The sequence below is a fragment of the Acinetobacter sp. Brlt_5 genome (assembly GCF_051949055.1).
GTDB classification, from domain to species: Bacteria; Pseudomonadota; Gammaproteobacteria; order Pseudomonadales; family Moraxellaceae; genus Acinetobacter; species Acinetobacter indicus.
The window spans coordinates 22666-45766 of record NZ_JAYJLP010000005.1; the positions used below are offsets into that span (position 1 = coordinate 22666).

The window sequence follows — 23101 nt, forward strand, 5'->3', positions numbered from 1 at the left end:
TGATTCTAACGGTATTTTAGCCCAGTTTTGTTAATTTTATTTATCACTTGGAAAACACATGCGCATGAAAAAACCGGACGAGTAAAGAAGTCCGGTTTTGATTAGCGGTTTAACATCTGTTTGAATTAACTGAGTAATTGTGGTGGCTGTTCCTGCTGGAAACCTTCAACCTGATACTGCGTTGCCATGCGCTGCTTCCAGTATCTAAGACTGCGACTGTAATTGATTTTGGCCGGATGAAAATCTTTCCGGTAATAGGACAGATATTCCGGCAATAGCTGCAGCAGCATTTTCGCCAGCAAATACAGGCCCAACAGATTACCGCCGATTTTCGGCATACTGTTTTTCTTGTCCTGCAAAAACAGCTGTGAAGCGCTATAAAAAGTCAGACTGGCAAAACCGGCAGTCACACTGCGCATGATCATACGGCGCAGACGATGATCGGCATACACATGCTGATATACCTCAAACGCCACCGCCCGATGTTCAATTTCTTCAATCGCATGCCAGATCCACAGTTTGGCCGCATCATCATCCAGCGTACTCAGCACTTCCGGATGACGCAGAATATAGCCGCCCAGTAGCGCAGTAAAATGTTCAAAGGCACAGGTAATCGCCAGTTGCACTTTGGGTGGCAGACTTTTGACATGATGATCTTTACGCGCCAGCCAGGCCTGAAAACGATCGAGCTGATAATCATCACGGCGCCAGGCGTTGTTAAATTCACGATGCGCCTTGGAATGCATTGCCTCTTGCCCAATAAACGCAGCAATTTGTGCCTGCAACTGCGGATCCTGAACCTGATCGCGTACATTGCGCACGCTATGCACAAAAAACTGCTCACCAATGGGAAAAGTGGAAGATAAGGCGGTAAGCAGATGCGACATCACCGGCGAATTGGCAAAATAATGCCGGCGGATGGCATGAGGATTAAATGTGAGCCGGCGAACCGTGATCCCAATGGCTTTCGGACGATGAAGATAGGATTTTTCTGCCGTCACTTGCGTCATGGTTACTGATCTTTTTTGTTTTGGAGACGCTCAGTATGTGAACAAAATCACTTTTCCCCTATGGCAAAAAGACCGATTCGATTTGCAAAAAACTTCAAAATGACCTGTTGCATAAAGTGTGTTTACAGTGAATTTGCTAGCAGCCCTTGTCTTTTTTTCATTTTCAGGGATTGATTCTGAAACCAAGGAGATTAAAAAACCCGCTCTAAAAAGCGGGCTTCTTGAATGAATTCAGCGTAAATCAGACATCCAGATAGTCCAGAATGCCTTCTGCTGCCTGACGGCCTTCCCAGATTGCAGTCACGACTAAATCAGAGCCACGCACCATATCACCGCCGGCGAAAATTTTCGGGTTTGAAGTCTGGAATTTAAATTCCTGCTGTTCTGCAGCCACGACACGACCTGAACCATCCAGGTTGATGTTCACATCGGCAAACCAGTCGGCTGGGCTGGTACGGAAACCAAAGGCCAACAATACTGCATCTGCCGGCAGAATTTCTTCTGAACCCGGAATTGGCTCAGGGCTGCGACGGCCACGGCTGTCTGGTTCACCCAGTTGCGTGGTCACCACTTTTACTCCAGTGACTTTGCCATTTTCACCCACAATTTCAATTGGCTGACGGTTAAACTGGAATTCCACGCCTTCTTCACGCGCATTGGTTACTTCACGACGTGAACCCGGCATATTGGCTTCATCACGGCGATAGGCACAGGTCACTGACGCGGCACCCTGACGGATTGAGGTGCGGTTACAGTCCATCGCGGTATCACCACCACCCAGGACAATCACTTTTTTGCCTTCCACAGAGATGTATTCTGATGGATCTTTTTCCCAGCCCTGACAACGATTCACGTTGGCAATCAGGAAATCCAGCGCATCATACACACCATCTAGGTCTTCACCGGCAAAACCACCTTTCATGTAGGTATAAGTACCCATGCCCATGAAGACAGCATCATAATCAGCCAGTAACTGGTCAATGGTGACATCTGTACCAATTTCGGTATTTAAACGGAATTCTACGCCCATACCGGTGAAAATTTCACGGCGGCGTTTCATCACATCTTTTTCCATCTTGAATTCTGGAATACCAAAAGTCAGCAGACCACCAATTTCCGGACGCTTGTCAAACACCACCGGTTTTACACCATTACGCACCAGAATATCGGCACAACCCAGACCTGCCGGACCGGCACCAATAATCGCGACTTTTTTATCGGTCCATTTGACATGTGACATGTCTGGACGCCAGCCCAGCGCAAATGCAGTATCATTAATGTATTTTTCTGCATTACCGATGGTCACGGCACCAAAGCCATCATTTAAGGTACAGGCGCCTTCACAGAGACGGTCTTGTGGACAAACCCGGCCACAAACTTCTGGCAAAGTATTGGTCTGATGGCACAGTTCTGCCGCCTGGAAAATACGGCCTTCTGAAACCAGTTTTAACCAGTTTGGAATGTAGTTATGTACCGGACACTTCCATTCACAGTACGGGTTACCACAGCCTAAACAGCGATGGGTCTGGTTGGTCGCCACTTCTGCGGTAAATGGCTTATAAATTTCCACAAACTCAGATTTGCGGACGTCAATCTCTTTTTTCTCTGGGTCTTGGCGTGCAACATCCAGGAATTGAAAGTCATTACTTAGGCGTTCTGCCATGTCTTTACTCCGTGGCTAGATGCAAGGGATTCACAGTTGCCTTGCATCTGGCTTCATTTCTGCAGTCGTGGAATTATTGAGGATCAGCTTGAGTTGTCTTTAACAAAGTCAGCAAGTTGGCTGCTTTTGGTTTTACCAGCCAGAACTTGCGGCTGTAGTAATCAAACTCATGGCGGATCTTGTACGCCCAGGCACTACCCGTTTCTTGAATATGCTCATCTAAGATACGTGACAAGAACTCTTTGTGTTCTTCCATCGACTCTGTAGAAATACGGTTTAACTCGATCAGCTCATGGTTGTAATGGTCAACGAAGTCGTTGTCCAAATCAAGTACATAAGCAAAACCACCTGTCATCCCGGCACCAAAGTTGTGTCCGACTTTACCCAGTACCGTTACGATACCACCGGTCATGTATTCACAGCAGTGATCGCCCGCGCCTTCAATCACGGCAAAGGCACCCGAGTTACGCACCGCAAAGCGCTCGCCCGCAGTTCCCGCTGCAAACAGTTTACCGCCAGTGGCACCGTACAGACAGGTGTTCCCAATAATCGCGGTATTCTGGGTCTGGAATGGCGAACCTTTTGGCGGGAAGATCGACAGACGACCACCAGCCATCCCTTTACCCACGTAATCGTTGGCATCGCCTTCCAGCTTGATGTGTAAACCACCGGCATTCCAGACACCCAGGGACTGACCTGCAGTACCGGTCAGGTTCATTTTCACCGGATGGGCTTCCATACCGAGGTTGCCATAACGGCGGGCAATTTCACCGGAAATACGTGCACCGATTGAACGGTCACAGTTGCCAATGCTGTAATTAAATTCACCACCGGTACCGGCTTCAATTGCTGGCAGCATCTCGCTGACCATCTGCTCGGCCAATATACCTTTATCGAATGGTTCATTGCCTTGTACTTCACAGTACTGCGCCTTACCTTCCGCCGCAGGATGCGATTCCAGCAATGCACTTAAATCCAGATGGGCATGCTTGTCGGTTTCACCCGGCAGGATTTCCAGCAAGTCTGTACGACCAATCAGGTCTTTCAGACTGGATACACCCAGCGCCGCCAGCCATTCACGGGTTTCTTCAGCAATAAAGGTGAAGAAGTTGATCAGCATTTGCGGTTCACCAATATAGTGTTCCTGACGCAAGTGATCCTGCTGCGTCGCCACACCGGTCGCACAGTTGTTCAGGTGACAAATGCGCAGGTATTTACAACCTAAAGCAATCATTGGGGTAGAACCAAAACCGAAGCTTTCAGCACCGAGGATGGCCGCTTTCACCACGTCCAGACCGGTTTTTAAACCACCATCGGTTTGTACGCGAACTTTACCACGCAGGTCGTTCACACGCAGTGCCTGATGCGCTTCAGACAGACCGAGCTCCCACGGAGAACCGGCATGGTGAATAGAAGAAAGTGGCGAAGCCGCTGTACCGCCATCATAACCAGAAATGGTAATGAAGTCGGCATACGCTTTCGCAACACCGGCCGCAATCGTACCGACACCTGGCTCAGAAACAAGTTTCACCGACACCATCGCCTGTGGGTTCACCTGTTTTAAATCGAAGATCAACTGTGATAAATCTTCAATCGAGTAAATGTCGTGATGCGGCGGCGGCGAAATGAGGGTTACGCCCGGTACAGAGTAACGTAAACGCGCAATAAGTCCGTTGACTTTACCGCCCGGCAACTGGCCACCTTCACCTGGTTTTGCACCTTGCGCGACTTTAATCTGGAGGACTTCTGCAGAGGTTAAATACGCAGGCGTCACACCAAAACGGCCCGATGCAATTTGTTTGATTTTCGAGTTACGGATGGTGCCGTAACGCGCTGGATCTTCACCGCCCTCACCCGAGTTCGAACGACCACCAATCGTATTCATGGCAATTGCAATCGCTTCGTGCGCTTCAGGTGATAACGCACCCAAAGACATCCCGGCAGAGTCGAAGCGCGGTAAAATCTCTTCAACTGACTCCACCTGTTCCAGTGGAATCGAATTGTCTGTTTTCAGTTTAAATAAATCACGAATGGTCGCGATTGGACGGTTATTCACAATCTCGGCGTATTCTTTAAAATCGGCATAATTGCCTGAACGCACCGCCTTGTGTAAGGAATTGATCACATCCGGGTTAAAGGCATGATATTCCTTGCCGAAGACGAATTTCAGCAAACCACCCTGATCAATTGGCTTACGCGCTTTCCACGCAGTATCGGCCAGTTTTTTCTGGTCATTTTCCAGATCAACAAAAGTCGCGCCCTGAATACGGCTTGGTACACCGCTAAAGCAGGTATTCACCACTTCGGCAGATAAACCGACTGCTTCAAACAGCTGACCGCCACGATACGAAGCAACGGTTGAAATACCCATTTTTGACAGGACTTTCAGCAGGCCTTTTTCAATCCCTTTACGGAAGTTCGATTGTGCATAGACCGGATCACCGAGTAGTTCACCTTTAGCGACCAGATCATTGATCACATCATAAGCCAGATATGGATAGATGGCGGTGGCACCAAAACCGAGTAACACTGCAAATTGATGCGGATCGCGGGCAAAACCGGTTTCCACAATCAAGTTGGCATCGGTACGTAAACCGGTATTGATCAGGTGGTGATGCACCGCACCCGTCACCATTACCGCATTGGCCGGCAGATAGCCTTCACGGATTTTCTTATCGGAAAGTACCAATAAGGTTTTGCCATCACGAATCGCTTGCGCAGACTGCTCGCAAATACGTGTGATTGCCGCTTCCAGACCTTCAGTTTCAGCATAGTTCAGGTCGATATCGGCAATTTCATAGCCTTTACGTCCTAAAGTACGAATCTGGTGCATTTTCGAGTTTGACAGTACCGGGCTGGAAATGATCAGACGATCAGCATGTTCCGGTCCCTGTTCAAACACATTTTGCTCACGGCCCAGACAGGTTTCCAGCGACATCACAATTGATTCACGTAACGGGTCGATTGGCGGGTTGGTGACCTGTGCAAACTGCTGACGGAAATAATCTGATACATGACGCACCTGACGCGACAACACGGCCATTGGGGTATCATCGCCCATCGAGCCAACGGCTTCCTGACCGCTTTCTGCAATTGGACGCAGTAACTGGTCACGTTCTTCAAAAGTGACCATAAACATTTTTTGTGCCGCTTTCAGGCCATCGCCTTTTAAGCCCTGATCACATAAATATTCTTCTAATTCCGGGCTGCCTTGAACGCGAATTGAATTTTCACGTAACCATTCACGATAAGGACGCATTTTTTTCAGATGCTGGTTCACATCACTGGTGTCCAGCACTTTACCGGTCATGGTATCAACCACCAGAATCTGGCCTGGACCGACACGGCCTTTCGACACCACATCTTCCGGTTCATAACCCCAAACCCCAATTTCAGAAGCCAGCGTAATGTAACCATTTTTGGTGATGACCCAGCGTGCCGGACGTAAACCGTTACGGTCTAACATACAGATGGCATGACGACCATCTTGAATCACCAGACCTGCCGGACCATCCCAGGCTTCCATGTGTTTCGAGTTAAATTCATAGAAGGCACGCAGGTCTGCATCCAGGGTTTCCACGTTTTGCCAGGCTGGTGGTACCAGCATACGTAGCGCACGGAACAGATCCATACCACCACCCACCAGAATTTCCAGCATATTGTCCAGGCTGGATGAATCCGAACCGGTACGGTTCACAATTGGATTCAGCTCGGTTAAGCCCGGCAACAACGGGTTTTCAAATTTAGGGGTACGTGCCAGCGCCCAGTTACGGTTTGCAGTAATGGTGTTAATTTCACCATTGTGCGCCAGATAACGGAACGGCTGCGCCAGCGGCCAGCGTGGCAAGGTATTGGTCGAGAAACGCTGGTGGAACACCACGATATGTGACGCTAAACGCTCATCAGCCAGGTCGGTATAGAAGTCAGCAATCGCAGCTGGCATCATCAGACCTTTATAGCTGATCACAGTTGAACATAAAGTGGTCACATAGAAATACGGATCATTGCTGAGTTGCTGTTCGGCACGGCGACGCGCCAAAAATAATTTACGGTTAAATTCAACTTCAGTCACGCCAATCGGGCAGTTCACGATGACCTGTTCAAATGCAGGCAAAGACTGCATGGCAATTGAACCTAAAGCATCGTTATTGGTTGGCACTACACGCCAGGCAATGACTTTACAGCCTTCTGCTTCAATTTCTTTGGTTAACGTCTGTTTGGCATGCGCAGCTAAGGCCGGATCGAGGCTCAGGAAAATGGTGCCCACAGCAAACACTTCACTTAAGGTAATGTCACTTAAGCGTTTGGCTTCTTCACGGAAGAACTGCTTTGGCATGGCAAGCAATAGACCGCAACCATCGCCCGTCTTGCCATCTGCGGCAATACCACCACGGTGGGTCATACAACTCAAACTATGAATGGCGGTCTTGACGAGATCATGGCTTGCATCACCCTGCATATGGGCGATTAAACCGAAACCACAGTTATCTTTAAACTCATCCGGTTGGTATAAACCTTGAGCGGGAGCTACAGTATTAGGCGATGGCATGTGCATAGCGTACCCTTCTTTCAACGCGCCCTTGCTGGGCATTAACAATCTACTTTCTTTTGCGACCTGGTCCGACTGACTTAGCTTAAGATCCATGTTGAGCAAGTTCATTTCTCCTGGCTTTGATCTTGAGTGATCAAGATGACAAGCTGAGGAAAACCGTGACTGCCTTTACGCACTTAAATCAAGCATAAACATTTGACGATTTCGCACAATCATTGAATCTTTCTTGCTCCAAAATAGGGACATTAACTCAATTGATGCCCCAATAATGCAAAAATGATGCCAACTTTATTGTGCTATTTTTAAATGACTTAATTTGGGCAAGTTTCAGTGAGAGCGGTGCGCTTTCAGGGAAGTTTCGCTTATTTTATACGCACTGTTTTTGTGCATATCTTTATTTTTATACACCAGCCTGCGCTATTTTAGAACGGCAGTTTAATTGAAAGGATCGCTAATTTCTTGTTCTGTGGTGGTGTTATTCGATGCTGGTGCAGGTGGAGCAACACCACTTTGTGATTTTTGCACATCCACCACGTTTCCGTCCTGATCACGGCGGGTTACGGTGGTGGTTGTAGTGGAGCGTTGCGGACTGGTTGCGCTCTGTTTTGGTGCAGCCAGCAGACTTTCATCAATTTTCGGCAGCGCAGCCGGCTTTAAAGCCACTTCATAAAGTTTATTGTTTAGGCTCACTTCCTCTGCACCCAGGTCATTCACAAACGGTAGATAGTCCATAAAGCTGGTTACCACCGGTTTGACCGATGCAGGCAATTGCAGCGCCAGCTGTTCTAAAGCGCTTCGCGCCTGACTGGTATTTTTATAATTGCCATACAGCAACACATATTGCTCGGCGCGGTTTTCACCACTCAAGCGAATATAAAGAAAATTCTGGCGATCAGCCTGTTTTTTCAGAAAGCCCTTGATAATATCTTCTTCGCTCACGCGAAACAGCTCAATGGTCTGGTGCTTACGCTGCTCGGAGATAAATTTGGTGCCGCGAAATTCAGGCTCATGCAAACCGGAAGCGGTTAAACGCTTGGTTTGTTCCAGCGGTTTGACTTCGTCGATCAGGGCACCCAAATGCGCGGTTGCCGCGACTTTTGCCGGCTGAATCTGTAATTCAACTTCTGATTCCGGGGCTTTTTCGACTTCAACCAGCTCATCACGATCGGTAATGGCCCAGAAGATAATCGCCAGCAGCAGACACAGCGCACCACACACCAACCAGATGGAATTCTGAACACGTTGTTTGACGCTTTGTGATGCTGCTGCCATGGGATCCCTTATTTATGCTGCCTGATGCGCAAGAATAGACTGTTTCATCAATTCCGGATCAAATTCCCGGGTAATGATGGCCTGTCCCAGACGCTGCATTAATACCAGTCGCAACTGGCCATTCAACACTTTTTTGTCATGGGCCATAAAACCGAGAAAATCATCCAACGGAATTTTAGGACATACTATCGGCAATTCGGCACGAGAAATGATTCTTTTTGTACGCTCAACATCGTCTGCAGAAATCCAGCCCATCCGATGCGATAAATCGGCAGCCATCACCATGCCGGTCGCAACCGCTTCACCATGCAGCCATTCGCCATAACCGAGATAAGACTCGATGGCATGACCAAAGGTATGACCCAAATTCAGCAATGCGCGTTCGCCCTGCTCTTTTTCATCATTGGCGACAATACGGGCTTTGTGTGCGCAAGAACGGTACACCGCTTCCGCCAACAAGACCGGATCACGTGCCACCAAGGCATCCATATGCTGTTCTAGCCAGTCCAGAAACTCAATATCACCCAGCAGCGCATATTTAATCACTTCGGCCAGACCGGCAGACAGCTCACGATCCGGCAAGGTTTTTAGCTGTGACATATCGGCCAGCACCACTTGCGGTTGCTGGAAGGCACCAATCATGTTTTTACCTAGCGGATGGTTAATTCCAGTTTTCCCACCCACACTAGAATCGACCTGAGACAGCAAGGTGGTCGGCACCTGAATAAAATACACACCGCGCTGGAAACAGGCCGAGGCAAAACCGGCCATATCGCCAATCACACCGCCGCCGAGTGCCAGCACGGTACAATCGCGGTTAAACCCGGCCTCCAGCAGGGCATCAAAAATCAGATTGAGATGCTGAATATCCTTGTATTTTTCACCATCGGGCAAAATACATGTTGCCACCTGTTTACCCAGTGCTTCTATGGCAGTTTGATAGTGCTCTAAATACAAAGGCGCCACGGTACTGTTGCTCACAATCATGACCTGCTTGCCTTGAATATAAGGTTCCAGTAAGGTCTGAGGATTTAAATCACTGCCAATAAAAATCGGGTAACGGCGATCGCCGAGTTCAACATATAAGGTTTGCATGGTTTTAAAACACTGTACTCAATTAAATTGATTTTTTCGCCACGATCACATTCAGGATTTTTTGTGCCAGATCACGGGCTGCACCCTGATTGGTTTCAATAATATGATGCGCCACCTCACGATATAATGGATCGCGTACTGCAAGCAAATCTTTCAGTTTCTGTTCAGGATTTTCAACTTGAAGGAGAGGACGGTTTTTATCGCGGTAGGTACGTTGCAGCTGGATTTCGACCGGGGTATACAGATACACCACAATACCACGCTGTTTGAGGAATTCACGGTTTGGAGCCTGGGTGACTGCACCGCCGCCAGTGGCAAGAACCAGTTGAGTACGAGAGGTCAGCTCGTCAATGACGGTGGTTTCACGGTGACGGAAACCACTTTCCCCTTCTTTTTCAAAAATCCAGGGAATGGTGGCCCCGGTACGACGCTCGATTTCATGATCGCTGTCCAGGAACTCGCGTCCGAGCAGCTCTGCCAAATGTCGCCCTACCGTGGTTTTTCCGGCCCCCATCGGCCCCACCAAATAGATATTTGGCAGGGCGTTAAACTCTTTGCTTGGCAAGGAGTCACCTATTTATTTTGTTAAATTGAAAATATATTAATGATTTCTTGAAACACTGTCATTAACAATTCGTGGTGTCACAAAAATCAGCAACTCACGTTTATTGTCCGATTTAATATCTTTACGGAATAAACGGCCTAAATACGGAATATCCCCCAGGAATGGCACTTTGGTTTGCTGATTGGCTGTCTGCTGCTCAAAAATACCACCGAGCACGACGGTTTCACCATTATCGACCAGTACATTGGTATTGATCGAGTTTTTGTTAATCGTCAGCTGACCGGTCGGCGTTGGTGCTCCCGGACTATCACTGGTGATATTCAGGTTCATCTGCACTTTACCATCCGGGGTAATGCTTGGCGTAACATCCAGACTTAAAGTTGCATCAATAAACTCTGTGGTGGATACCGCATTGACACCGCCTCCTTCAGCAGACTGATACGGAATCTGCGTACCTGAAGCCACTTTGGCCTGTTGCTTATCAGCAGTCAGTACTTTCGGTGTCGAAATCACTTCACCATAACCATCAGCTTGTAGGGCAGACAGTTCTAAATCCAGCATAAAGTCAGACAGGCTGATGAGACCAAAAGCAATCCGGCTCGCACCTGGGCTGGTGACCCCCAAATCGACATTCAAGTTTTGTGGACGTTCAATTTCATAGGTATAACCACCACGCTCATCGTCAAATTCCGGCTCACGTAAATTCCACAGTGTGGTATCACTACCACCGACCAAAAGATGGTTATTATTCATGATCCCTTGTGACAGGATGCCCCACTTGACCCCCATCTCTTTGGTGAAGTCAGTGGTGGCACGCACAATACGCGCTTCAATCATCACCTGTTTCACCGATACATCCAGCAAGTCAATCATGCCGCGAATCTGGTCAATTTTTTGTGCAGTATCATTAATAATCAGGGTGTTGGTTCGTGGATCAACCGACACCGTACCACGTGGGCTGAGCAGACTACCGACGCTATCACCAAGTGGATCTGCCCCAGAACCCGAATTTGTGCCGCCTCGAGAATTGGATGCGTTTTTACCATCAGTAATCAGTTTCTCGATATCAGCAGCCTTGGCATAATTTAACTGGATATATTCGGTTTGCAGCGGCGCCAGCTTGACGCTTTGAGCAATCGCTTTGGCTTCTTCTTCTTCGGCCTTGATCAGCTCTGCGACGGGTGCAATCCAGATCACATTGCCATTACGGCGTTTATCCAGATTTTTGGTTTTTAAAATAATATCTAGTGCCTGATCCCACGGCACATCTTTGAGACGTAAGGTGATATTGCCTTGTACCGTATCGGCGGCAACCATGTTAATTCCAGTAAAATCCGCCAGTAACTGCAGCACACGACGCACTTCAATATCCTGGAAATCTAAAGAAATCTTTTTGCCGGTATAGCTTTGTGCTGCACGCGGTTTGAACGGGTTCTTATCTACCGGACGTTTCAGGCTAATGGTCAGTTTATTTTCTGCCTGATACGCCATATATTCATAGCTTCCGGCAGACTGAATAGTAATTACCCCATTGCCACCATCATTTTGCGCATCAATGGTAGATACCGGGGTGGCAAAATCATTGACGCTTAAACGGCGCGCCAGATGTGCAGGAATTTTATTGCCCAAGGTACGGACAATAATTTTACTGCCTTGCTGTTGTACATCGACCGGGGTGTTGCTGCCTGCCAGGTCAATTACTACCTGACCTTCCCCTTCTGCACCGCGCTGAAAGCCGATATTCGATACACCTTGAGCCGTCTGCTGTACCGTCACTGGCGTTACGGCTGCCTGAGTGCTGTTAATTTTAAGAATAAAAGTATTGCCTTCAACACGGGTAGTAAAAGCACCCGCTTCAGCCAGATTAACCGTTAAACGTGCACGCTGGGCATCGGAACTGACATCAACCGAGCTGGCTTCCCGAGTCGCAACCGGAATGCTGGCCTGTTTTAAGGTCTGCTGGGCTTTATCAAAATCCAGCACCAAACGTGATGGCTGCTCAAGCTGATAGGCTGCAGGCTGAGGTGGCAAGCCATTGAACATGACACGAATTTCAGTACCTTGTCCTGGAATTTGCATTGGTACAATATTGGTAATGCTGACCTGCGCATTGGCCACTTGCATGACGGCCATCGCAACAGCGCCCATTGAAAACTGACGGAACAAATTGTTCATTGTAATGCCATCCCCAAAAATAAAATCTTTCACAGTATTATTCATTTTTATTCCTTTAATTTATGGCGCCGGCCCAATCAGTACTAGACTTCTTGGACGTTCAACATACCCTTCGCGACCATCTGGAATAATCTCAATTAAGTCAATTTGTGTCGGCGTAATATTGATGACCCGACCATGATTCAAGCCCATATAGCTGCCGCGCTGAATCCGTTCAATTTCACCATCTGGAGTTTGAATCAGGGCCAGAATCTCGCCGCGTTGCCCGCGCATGCTGCCTTTCATACTTAAAGTTTCCAGTGCATAGCTTTCTAAAGGCTGCAACTGGCGCGACAGGTTTGGATAAACCCGTTTACCCGCCATAATCTTTAGCTCGGCCGCCAGAGAACTTGGCATAAACGGGCTTTTCAGCTGATGTGCTGCATAGTTAAATACAGGTGCTGGCTCAAAAGTCGGTGCCGGCTCAATCGGCAACGGCGGCTGATTACGGATTTCTGCCATTTGTGCATTCACGGCATCAATACGTGAATCACAGCCTGCAGCCAGTAGGCCCAACACCAGAACCAACGAAAGTTTTTCAAATTTCATCATTGTGCTGCTCCTGTGGCTGGAGTCGTACTATTACCGGCCTGTGCATCGGTATTCCCGACATAGCGATAGGTCTTGGCTTTCGCGACATAGGTAATTTGTGGAATATCGGTTTTCTTTTCCTTGTTTTCACCGGCAGTAATAGTGAAATCATGCATGGTCACAATTCGCGGTAAAGCGGCTGTACCGCTCACAAAAGAACCAAAAGCATGATAATCACCGGTGGCTTCAATCGAAATTGGCTGCTCGATAAAGAACTCTTGCTTGATTTCATTTTCCAGACGGATATTTTTAAATCTTAAGCCTGAATTCACGCCCGTAACGTTGACATCTTCAACCAGACCTGGAATTTCGGTTTCTTTTGGCAACTGTTGTAGCTGCTGGTTAAAGTTGGCTTCCATTTCCTGTAACTGTGCCTGATATTGCTGCAAGTTACGCAGTTTGGAATCTTTTTCACGAAACTCATTCAGCAGGTTCTGCTCTTGTGCACGCGCATTGGAAATTGCATCCAGCTTCGGCTTGATGGCCAGGAAATAGCCCAGGAAGGCAATTAAAATAATGATAAAGATCCAGATGGTCAGCTTGACGGAAAACGGCCAGCTGCCATAGTTATTCGGATCTAAGGTATTCCATTGCTGCAAGAATTTATCCAGCGTCATTTTTTTCTTTGGCGCAGCAACAGGATCCTGATTCATTTCTTCATATTGATCGAGACTCATTGTACTGCCCCCGCTGTTGCTTGAGTACCAGACGCAGGTGCTGTGCCTGGAAGTGCAATTTCATCCAAATCTGCCGTTACCACGAAGCTGCCATAGCTTTCTTCTACCCGTGGAACAACCGAACTTGGTGCCTTGTTTTTATTTTCTTCAACGGCCAAGAAAGAATTCATGAAGGCGTTGCGATACCATGGTGATGCTTCCAGATTACGCAGGAACTCTGCTACCGTGTTTGGACTTTCGGCCTTGCCTTCAAAGGTAAATTTATTGCCAATACGGGCCACTTTGGTCAAATACATGCTACTTGGGGTAACGCGGACCAGCTCATCGACCAAACGTACCGCTACAGGACGCTGACTTTGCAGACCTTGAATCAGCTTCATACGCTCGACAATGGCATTACGCTGCTCTTGCAGGCCTTCCAGCGACTTTAACTGTACATCCAGATTCTGATTGGTACTGATCACCAGCTGATTGGCCTGTTCCTGATCCTGCAGTTTATGGTTGTAATAGAACCATGCCAGCGTGACGGCCAGCACCCCAATTAATGCAGCCCCAATACAAACCGCAATAAATTCTTTTTTTCGTTTTTCTCTTAGCTCATCACGCCAAGGGAGTAAGTTAATTTTTGCCATTAATCAAAACTCCTCAATGCCAAGCCACATGCCACCATCAATGAAGAGGCATCGCTTTCAATTCTTTTAATATCAATTTTGGAGGAGAAACCCATCTGTAAAAACGGATTGGCAATGGTGACGCGGTAACCCAGTTTTTGCTGCAGCAACTTGGCTAGACCCGGAATATTGGCATTCCCACCGGCCAGCAGAATATGGTCAATTTCATTAAACTGCGATGAGGAGAAGAAGAACTGCAGCGAACGTGCCGCCTGCTGCACCACCGCCTCAAGGAATGGCTCCAACACTTCAACATCATAATCATCTGGCAAGGTACGGCTTTTCTTGGCGCGGCCGGCTTCTTCAAAGGACAGACCATAACGGTTCTGGATTTCCTGGGTCAGCTGCTTGCCACCAAAGACCTGCTCGCGGGTATAGATAATTTTATTGTCTTTGAGTACCGACAGCGTGGTCATAGTATGACCAATGTCTAACACACCAATGGTATTTACCCCCATCGGCAAGGTATCGGCGAAGACTTTAAAGGCATTTTCAATGGCAAAGCTTTCGACATCTGCCACTTTTGGGGTTAAACCGGCCAGTTCAATCGCTTCACAGCGACTCTCGACATTTTCCAGTCGTGTCGCCACCAGCAAAACATTGACCCGGTTTGGATTGGCCAGACGATCAGGCAGCACCTCAAAGTCCAGGCTAACTTCATCTAATGGGAAAGGAATATATTGCTCTGCATCCATCCGGATTTGAACTTCACGTTCGTCATCCGTCATATCGGCATCCATCTCAATGGTCTTGCTAATTACCATTGAGGTTGGAATCGCTAAAGCGGCAGCTGTTGTCGGTGTATTGGCCAAATTAAAGGCACGCTCGAGCGCATCCCCTACAGCTTCAGGATTCAGAATATTTTTCTCAACCACACTGCCCTCTGAGAGCGGTACCAAGGCGTAACTTTCCACCCAGTAACGATCATTCTTTACAGAGAGCTCCAATAACTTAACAGAAGTAGAACTAATATCTACACCTATTAACCCCTTACTCGGTTTACGATATAACCTGCGCACAATAAGTTTTTCCTATTATTTTTTTATCCCCAAAAAATGCCATTCACTAAGTTGCTTTGTGGTCTATATTTTTGTACGGATACAATAACTCATCTAACAATCCGTATGGGTAAAGGCTATACTGACCAGCAATTAGTTTGCCATTAGCTCTTATTAAAACTTACTTGTTATGAAAAAGCTATCTTGTTCGGGCCGTGTTCATCCATTTTTTTTGCTCATAATTATTGTGTTAGTTTCCATTCCGATGGGTTTTTATGGCATGTATCTCTATATTGCCCCATCTTTGCCGGAAATGACCACTCTAAAAAAAGCGCCTCTTTTGAAGCCTTTACAAGTTTATAGCACGGATAATCAGTTAATTGCAGAGTATGGTGGCAAACTTTCTGTACCTGTCGAGTACAACCAGATTCCCGAAAAGTTTATCTATGCCTTTTTAGCGGCTGAAGATTCGGCCTTTTTCGAACATAGCGGCATCAGCTTTAAAGGCCTAGGCCGTGCGGTGAGTGAAGCGGTGACCGGTTCTAATGTGCAAACCGGTGGCTCGACCATTACCATGCAGGTGGCCAAGAACTATTATTTAAGCCCGGAACGCACTTTAAGACGCAAACTGACTGAAATTTTTCTAGCCCGAAAAATTGAACAGAACCTGTCCAAAGAAGAAATTCTGACCCTGTATGTCAATAAAATCTTTCTCGGTAAAAATGCTTACGGGATCGCGGCAGCAGCCAAAATTTACTATAACAAAAGCTTGGAAGAACTGAGTATTGCGCAAATGGCGATGATTGCTGGTCTGCCAAAAGCGCCATCACGTTACAATCCAGTGGTCAATCCGGAACGTGCCTTAGAACGTCGCAACTGGATTCTGGGCCGGATGCTGCAACTCGGTTATATCAACCAGAATGAATATCAGGGTGGGATTGCCGAGCCAATTAACCTGGATATGCCGGATCGCAGTATCAGTAATATTCACCCCTATGTTGGGGAAATGGTCCGAGCTGAACTGGTCAAAAAATTCGGCAAGCAGGCGGTTGATTCTGGTTATAAGGTTTACACCACCATTGACAGTAAACGTCAGGCTTATGCCGAGCAGGCGGTGCAAAATGGTCTAGAAGCATATGACCGCCGTCATGGCTGGCGCGGTGCCGAAGCGCATGACCAGCCACTGAGTGACTTTCGTGCCTTTGCCAACACCTATCCCGCACAAGTCACCAAAGTCCTGAACAATTCTTTTGAAGCCCTGATGCAGGATGGTTCTACCGTCACTGTCCCGTGGTCTGGCATGTCCTGGGCGCGTCCCTATCGCAATGCCAATAGTGTTGGCGCAGCACCAAACCGGGCAGCTCAAATTGTCAAAGTTAACGATATTGTCCGTTTACGCCCTAACCAGAACAAAAGTTCCTGGTCACTGGTGCAAGTTCCCAAAGTTCAGGGGCAGCTGATTGCAATTAACCCAAACAATGGCGCGATTGAAGCCATTGTCGGCGGTTATAACTTTTATCAATCGACCTTTAACCGTGCCTTGCAAGGCTGGCGCCAGCCAGGCTCAATTATCAAACCCTTTGTTTATGCGATGGCGCTTGAACGCGGCATGACTCCGCATACCATGCTCAATGACAGCCCAATTACCATTGGCAAATGGTCACCACGTAACTCGGATGGCCGTTATCTGGGCATGATTCCTTTACGCCGTGCGCTGTATTTATCTCGAAATACCGTTTCAGTCCGCTTACTTCAAACCGTCGGTCTGGACCGTACCCGCCAACTATTTATGGATTTTGGCTTGCAGGAAGACCAGATTCCGCGTAACTACACCATCGCCTTAGGTACGCCACAGGTGCTGCCGGTGCAAATGGCCACCGGCTATGCCACCTTTGCCAATGGCGGTTATCGGGTACAACCGCATTTTATTCAGCGTATTGAAGATGCGTATGGCAAAACCATCTATCAGGCCAATCCTGAATATGCCTGCATTGCCTGTATCAGTGAAGATGAAAAAAATCCTGAAACAGCTGAAGTAAAAACGCCAGATGATGAAGTGATTGAAGTCACCAATCAGTCAATCCAAACTGCAGATGCAGCGCCAGCCAACAAGATTGAACGCAGCCAGTATCGTCAGGCACAGCGTATTTTAAAATCCAGCTCGGCCTATGATATGGCCAATATTCTACGTGATGTGATTCAGTACGGTACCGGACGCGCTGCCCTGCGTATTGGCCGTAATGATATTGGTGGAAAAACCGGAACCACCAACGATGCCAAAGATGCCTGGTTCGCCGGCTTTAATGGTAAACTGGTGACCATTTCCTGGGTCGGTTTTGACCAGCCAACGACTTTGGGTCGTCGTGAATATGGCGGTGTCGCAGCCCTGCCGATCTGGACCGAGTTTATGGGTAAAGCCCTGCAAGGTACACCGGAAGCCTGGGTCAGTCTGGACCGTAAAGGCAACCAGCTAAGCCGCGATAGTGCCAGCAATGACAGCATGGAGCAGGAGTTGCAGCAGCGCTATCGTTCATCACCGCCATTGGCCCGTCCGCTGTATCGTCCTGCGCCGGCACCGGTCGCGCCTGCACCGCAGCATGATTTTGATGATTTGCCGGGTGAGGAAATCCTGATTCCGGATGAGGCGACTCCACCACCAATGCAGCCTCAGCCACAGCAACCGGCACAGCCGCAACAACCAGCGCAAAATCAGCAGCAGAATTCTCGCCCTGATGCGATTGAAAACCTAATTGATGAAGTCTTATAAACGCACAACAAAAAGCCCTCAACTGAGGTAATGCCAGTCAGTTAAGCAAATATTAGAAAAATGTAGTAAAAATGAGTGTATGTAAATACGCTCATTTTTTGGGCTTTTTTAGGACTAAACACTTACTTTTTCTGAAACAGATATATCTGGTATTGCGCATTCAGCAGGAACTGATCCTGCTGCTCCAGCGCCTGACGACGTTCCAGTTTGGCCTTATAGGCATATGGCGTCATCGCAATCAGATGTTTTAAATCGCTCTGATTTAAGCACATTGCTGCATCAACAACATCTTCACTGACCAACTCAAACCCATCTTTTAGCTGTTCCACAAACTTCTGTGGTTCATGCGCTTTAACTTCTTCAAACAAGGCTTCGCGCATCGCAAACAGATGCTGCGGTCCCGGGCTTACCACCATCAGATAAGCTTCCGGTTTCAACACCCGCAGAATTTCCTCTTTCGGAATTGGGCTAAACAGACTGGTACACAGATCAATTGATTTATCCAAAACCGGCAAAGTCGCACCGGTTCCCACCACCCAGGTCACGTCTTTATTCAGCTTGGCGGCCACTTGCACTGCATTTTTGGCAATATCGACGCCCACGCATTGCAGTACTTCAGCCTGCATGGCGTTGGTGTAATAGCCTTCCCCACAGCCAATATCGAGCAGGTTTTCAATACGCAGGCTGCGAATTTTCTCTACCACAGCCTGCTGCAGCGGCGCATAGTGTCCTGCACTTAAAAATGCCCGGCGCGCCTGTACAGACTCCGGGGTATCACCCGGATTTTTACTGTGCTTATGTTGCACCACATGCAGATTGACATAGCCCTGTTTGGCCACATCATAACTGTGCTTGTTGTCACAGCGCCATGTTCGGTCGGTCAGGCTTAAGGGCTGACGACAGACAGGACACATCAGCAGGTTCATGTTTTTCTCCCAAGCTTGCTGCCATAAAAAAGCCGGCAAGTGCCGACTTTTCAGTTCAATTTGCTTAGCGCAATTTTAAGGTCATTAAGCCTAAAACCACCAGCATAATTGTAATAATCCAGAAACGAATCACCACCTGGGTTTCACGCCAGCCTTTCTTTTCATAGTGATGATGCAGCGGCGCCATTAAGAACACGCGTTTATTACGCATCCGCAGTGAGCCAATTTGCAGGAAGACCGATATCGCCTCAACCACAAACACGCCACCCATAATCGCAAAAACGATTTCCTGACGCACCATCACCGCAATTGTGCCGAGCATCGCACCTAACGATAAAGCGCCGACATCACCCATAAAGACTTGCGCCGGATGCGCGTTGTACCAGAGGAAGGCCAGACCGGCACCAATCATGGCAGCACAGATTACCACCAGTTCAGAGGCGTATTTGACATAAGGAATATGCAGATAATCGGCAAAGCGCACATCACCGGCTAAATAGGCAAATACACCCAAACCAGCCGCAACCAGTACAATTGGCATGATCGCCAGACCATCCAGACCATCGGTCAGGTTCACCGCATTGGAAGCACCATTAATCACCAGATAGGTGAAAATAATAAAGCCAATACCCAGTGGAATCATGGATAACGGAATGCTGAAATCTTTAAAGAACGGAATTAATACATCCAGCATATCGGCGGTTTGCGCCGGGTTCGGCTGCTGTGTGGCAATATAGTACAGCGCAATACCCGCGCCCAAAGAGGCCACCGAAGTCCAGAAGAATTTCTTGCGTGCTGGTAGTCCGGCATTGTCTTTATAACGGATTTTAATCCAGTCATCGGCCCAGCCGACCGCACCAAAGATCACCATAACCGCCAGTACAATCCAGACATAGGGGTTGGAAAGATCGGCCCAGAGCAGGGTCGAAATCCCAATCGACAGTAAAATCAGCACACCGCCCATGGTCGGGGTACCCATCTTTTTCGCATGTCCTTCTGGCGCAAACGAGCTGACTGCCTGACCGTATTTTAATGCCTGTAACTTACGAATCATCACAGGTCCAAGCAAAAGACCAATCCCGAGCGCTGTCAGGACACTCAGCAATGAACGTAATGTTAAATAACGAACCACCTGAAACGAGCTGTGATAGCCCGCAAGCTGTTCAAACAACCATAACAGCATTTAAAGTTTCTCCATCAATGCAGTCATCAACGTTTCCATATGGGTATAACGAGAACCTTTGAACAGGAAACTCATGGACTGAGGTTGATGTGTTTCAACTAGACTAATTAAAAATGGCAAGGCCTGTTCCTGATTCAAAAAGGCCTGGAGTTTTTTGCCGTATTGGGTACTGCGTGCCCCTTCCTGGCTGGCCGGAGCAAACTCGCCCACCGCCACCACAAAGTTCAGGCCTTTGAGCGACACCAAATCTCGGCCGAGCTTATAATGCTCAATTGCCGCCGATGCCCCCAGCTCACCAATATCACCGATGACCATGACCCGAATCCCCTCCTGCTGCGCCAGCACTTCACCGGCCGCCCGCATTGAGGTCGGGTTGGCATTATAGGTATCATCAATCAACAGATGCGCACCGTGCTGAATAAAATTCAGACGACCTTTAGCACCTTGGGCCTGTTCCAGTCCGGCAACAATATCATCCAGACCAATGCCAATCGCCAGCGCAAATGCCGCTGCGGCTGTGGCATTCTGGATATTATGTTCACCGGCAAACGGTAAATCGACTGCACGCACGCCTTGCGGGGTATGCAGCTGGAAACGGGTCGATTGGGGTTGGAGTTCGATGTCGGTGGCAAACACATCCCCGCCGTTACCAAAACTAAGCTGCTGTTCAGTGCGAACTGCCTGACGGATCGAGTCAGCAAAATCATCTGCGGCCGGTACAATCGAACATCCATCTGCCACAATATGCGCATAAATTTCAGATTTGGCCCGGCAGATGCCATCACGGCCGCCAAACTCGCCCAGATGTGCGGTGCCGATATTAATGATCCCCGCTACCTGTGGCTGTACCAGCTGTGAGGTGTAATCAATTTCACCCTGATGGCTGGCCCCAAGCTCCATCACCGCATATTGATGTTCCGGACGCAGCTCCAGCAACATCATCGGTACGCCTAGGTCATTATTCAGGTTACCGCGGGTAATTAAGGTCGGCGCCAGACGTGATAAAATACTGCCCAGCATTTCCTTGGTGGTGGTCTTGCCGCTGCTACCAGTCAAGGCAATCACTTTCAGATCGGGATATTGAGCACGACGATAGGCACCCAAATGGCCCAGCGCCAGGCGGGTATCCGGCACCACCAACTGAAAAATATCGGCATCGACCGGCTGGCTGACAATCGCCACCTGACAGCCGCTGGCCGCCACTTGCGCCACAAAATCGTGGGCATCAAAACGCTCACCTTTCAGTGCTAAAAAGGCATCGCCGGCTTCAGCATGACGGGAGTCGGTTAAAATACGTTTAATTTCAGTGCTTGGTGCGCGATCATTCAGCCAATAACCCTGGGTGGCCTGTTGTAACTGCGCTGCGCTCCACGGCGTCAAGACCGCAGTACTGGTGGTTGAAGTATGCATAAGAATTCCTGATTAGGCGGGATAGGCAGAGCTGGTAGCATGATGCTGGACATCAATTGCAGCCTGAACTTCAACGACATCATCAAACCAGTGTCGCACCCCATCAATTTCCTGATAATTTTCGTGACCTTTACCGGCAATCACCACGATATCGCCCGGCTGGGCCTGCTTCACGGCAAACTTGATCGCTTCACGACGATCACGGATTTCATGATAGCTGTGGCCACTAAAATCAATGCCCTGCTGCATGTCGGCAAAAATCTGGTCAGGCGATTCAGTCCGCGGATTGTCCGAAGTGAGCAAGGCGATATCAGCCTGCTCTAGCGCGGCTTGGGTCATTAACGGCCGTTTGCCGCGATCACGATCGCCGCCACAGCCAAAGACAGCCCAGAGCTGCTGCGATACATGCCGTTTCAGGGTAATTAACACCTGTTTCAAGGCATCTGGTGTATGCGCATAATCGACCACAAACAGACGTTCGCCATCACGAATCACCTGCATCCGTCCCGGTGCACCTTGCAGCTGTGGCGCGCTGGCAATTAAATCCGACAAGTCAAATCCGGCCTGCTCAACGGCAATCAGACTGGCCACCAGATTTTCCACATTAAAATGGCCCAGTAACGGACTGTGTACACGATAACGCTGCTGGGCGCTGATCAGTTCAAACTGCGCACCAGCCAGACTGTATTCGATATTCTGCACCTGATAATCCGCCGCTTGCGTGGTGGAATAAGTCAGGATTTTTGGTTGTGCCGGATTCTGACGCGCGGCGGTCAGCATAACTTCCGCAAAGGCATCATCCAGGTTAATGACCGCCACTTTTAAGCTGGCAAAACGGAACAGCGCGGCTTTGGCTTCAGCATAGGCCTCCAGCGTACCATGATAATCCAGATGGTCACGGCTTAAGTTGCTGTACACGGCAATTTCAATGCTACAGCCATTTAAACGACCCTGTTCCAGTCCGTGTGAACTGGCTTCAATTGCCGCAAATTCAGCGCCTTGCTGGGCATAGCTGTGCAGGGCCTGCTGGAGCTGTAAGGCATCTAGCGTGGTATGCGAAGAGGCTTCCAGATTCGGCAAAATGCCATTGCCGGTGGTGCCCATCACCGCACACGGTTTGCGCTGTAACATCAGCAGTTCTGCCATCAGACGGGCGATGGTGGTTTTGCCATTGGTACCGGTAACCGCCAGAATACGTGCAGCCTGCAGCGGCTGCGTGGCATGCAGATACTGTTTTTGCCACTGCCCCATTAAGTGACGTACCTCCGGTACGATCAGCTGATTCGGCAGACCCAAATCGGTTTCTGCAATAATAGCCAACGCGCCACGTGCCAACGCTGCTTCGGCAAACTGGACGGTTTTTTCAGGCTGCGAAAAACTGGTCAGGGCAATAAAAATTTGCCCTGCTGTAACTTTGCGGCTGTCTAAGCTGAAGCCTGCAAAGGGTTGTGACCTCCATCCAGCAACATGCTCAACGGTGTAAAGATCTTGAAATGTAATGGACATT

16 protein-coding genes are annotated in these 23101 nt (G+C 48.6%); 1 reads left to right on the plus strand and 15 read right to left on the minus strand.

The genetic code is table 11. The features are described from left to right. Positions 1 to 125 precede the first annotated feature (125 nt). The 11 genes from VF685_RS04930 to VF685_RS04980 form a co-directional block, all read right to left on the minus strand. The gene (locus tag VF685_RS04930; RefSeq protein ID WP_440203579.1) at positions 126 to 1010 is read right to left on the minus strand and encodes a metal-dependent hydrolase; all 885 of its coding nucleotides are present in this window, start codon (positions 1008 to 1010) and stop codon (positions 126 to 128) included. A gap of 241 nt (positions 1011 to 1251) precedes the next feature. Continuing rightward, on the minus strand, positions 1252 to 2673 hold the full coding sequence (locus VF685_RS04935) for an FAD-dependent oxidoreductase (RefSeq protein ID WP_045795263.1): 1422 nt from the start codon (positions 2671 to 2673) through the stop codon (positions 1252 to 1254). A 73-nt stretch (positions 2674 to 2746) separates the two neighbouring features. Then, a complete protein-coding gene (gltB, locus tag VF685_RS04940) occupies positions 2747 to 7222 on the minus strand; it encodes a glutamate synthase large subunit (protein ID WP_104483980.1) in 4476 nt (1491 codons plus the stop codon). 438 nt (positions 7223 to 7660) lie between these two features. Further along, on the minus strand, positions 7661 to 8497 hold the full coding sequence (locus VF685_RS04945; protein ID WP_253096588.1) for a hypothetical protein: 837 nt from the start codon (positions 8495 to 8497) through the stop codon (positions 7661 to 7663). Between the two features lie 12 nt (positions 8498 to 8509). Continuing rightward, positions 8510 to 9592, minus strand: coding sequence for a 3-dehydroquinate synthase (gene aroB, locus VF685_RS04950; protein WP_286384664.1), 1083 nt, complete (start codon positions 9590 to 9592; stop codon positions 8510 to 8512). 22 nt (positions 9593 to 9614) lie between these two features. Further along, positions 9615 to 10157 carry a shikimate kinase AroK gene (aroK, locus tag VF685_RS04955; protein WP_075167858.1) on the minus strand — a complete coding sequence of 181 codons (543 nt, stop codon included), beginning with the start codon at positions 10155 to 10157 and terminating at the stop codon, positions 9615 to 9617. A gap of 36 nt (positions 10158 to 10193) precedes the next feature. Continuing rightward, a complete protein-coding gene (locus tag VF685_RS04960; RefSeq protein ID WP_440203582.1) occupies positions 10194 to 12332 on the minus strand; it encodes a type IV pilus secretin PilQ in 2139 nt (712 codons plus the stop codon). Positions 12333 to 12392: 60 nt separating this feature from the next. Beyond that, complete coding sequence (locus VF685_RS04965) at positions 12393 to 12920, minus strand: pilus assembly protein PilP (RefSeq protein WP_045795346.1); 528 nt, start codon at positions 12918 to 12920, stop codon at positions 12393 to 12395. After that, positions 12920 to 13639, minus strand: coding sequence for a type 4a pilus biogenesis protein PilO (locus tag VF685_RS04970; RefSeq protein WP_005180513.1), 720 nt, complete (start codon positions 13637 to 13639; stop codon positions 12920 to 12922). Before VF685_RS04970 ends, VF685_RS04965 begins: the two co-directional genes overlap by 1 nt. Beyond that, a complete protein-coding gene (locus VF685_RS04975) occupies positions 13636 to 14271 on the minus strand; it encodes a PilN domain-containing protein (RefSeq protein ID WP_005180516.1) in 636 nt (211 codons plus the stop codon). Before VF685_RS04975 ends, VF685_RS04970 begins: the two co-directional genes overlap by 4 nt. After that, positions 14271 to 15329 carry a pilus assembly protein PilM gene (locus VF685_RS04980; protein ID WP_075174946.1) on the minus strand — a complete coding sequence of 353 codons (1059 nt, stop codon included), beginning with the start codon at positions 15327 to 15329 and terminating at the stop codon, positions 14271 to 14273. The genes VF685_RS04975 and VF685_RS04980 overlap by 1 nt, the downstream gene beginning before the upstream one ends. Before the next feature lie 169 nt (positions 15330 to 15498). Between VF685_RS04980 and ponA the strand changes: the two genes are divergently transcribed. Continuing rightward, positions 15499 to 18075, plus strand: a complete 2577-nt coding sequence (gene ponA / locus VF685_RS04985; RefSeq protein WP_168398428.1) for a penicillin-binding protein PBP1a — start codon at positions 15499 to 15501, stop codon at positions 18073 to 18075. A 122-nt stretch (positions 18076 to 18197) separates the two neighbouring features. On the opposite strand, the gene VF685_RS04990 is transcribed toward ponA, so the two are convergent. From VF685_RS04990 to VF685_RS05005, 4 genes are all read right to left on the minus strand, one after another. Further along, positions 18198 to 19001: a putative RNA methyltransferase gene (locus VF685_RS04990; RefSeq protein ID WP_440203580.1), complete on the minus strand. Its 804-nt coding sequence runs from the start codon at positions 18999 to 19001 to the stop codon at positions 18198 to 18200. 64 nt (positions 19002 to 19065) lie between these two features. Continuing rightward, positions 19066 to 20184: a phospho-N-acetylmuramoyl-pentapeptide-transferase gene (mraY, locus tag VF685_RS04995; RefSeq protein ID WP_005180530.1), complete on the minus strand. Its 1119-nt coding sequence runs from the start codon at positions 20182 to 20184 to the stop codon at positions 19066 to 19068. Next, positions 20185 to 21594 carry a UDP-N-acetylmuramoyl-tripeptide--D-alanyl-D-alanine ligase gene (locus VF685_RS05000; RefSeq protein WP_127799874.1) on the minus strand — a complete coding sequence of 470 codons (1410 nt, stop codon included), beginning with the start codon at positions 21592 to 21594 and terminating at the stop codon, positions 20185 to 20187. It lies immediately after the preceding gene. Between the two features lie 12 nt (positions 21595 to 21606). Then, positions 21607 to 23100, minus strand: coding sequence for a UDP-N-acetylmuramoyl-L-alanyl-D-glutamate--2,6-diaminopimelate ligase (locus VF685_RS05005; RefSeq protein WP_127799872.1), 1494 nt, complete (start codon positions 23098 to 23100; stop codon positions 21607 to 21609). Position 23101 lies beyond the last annotated feature (1 nt).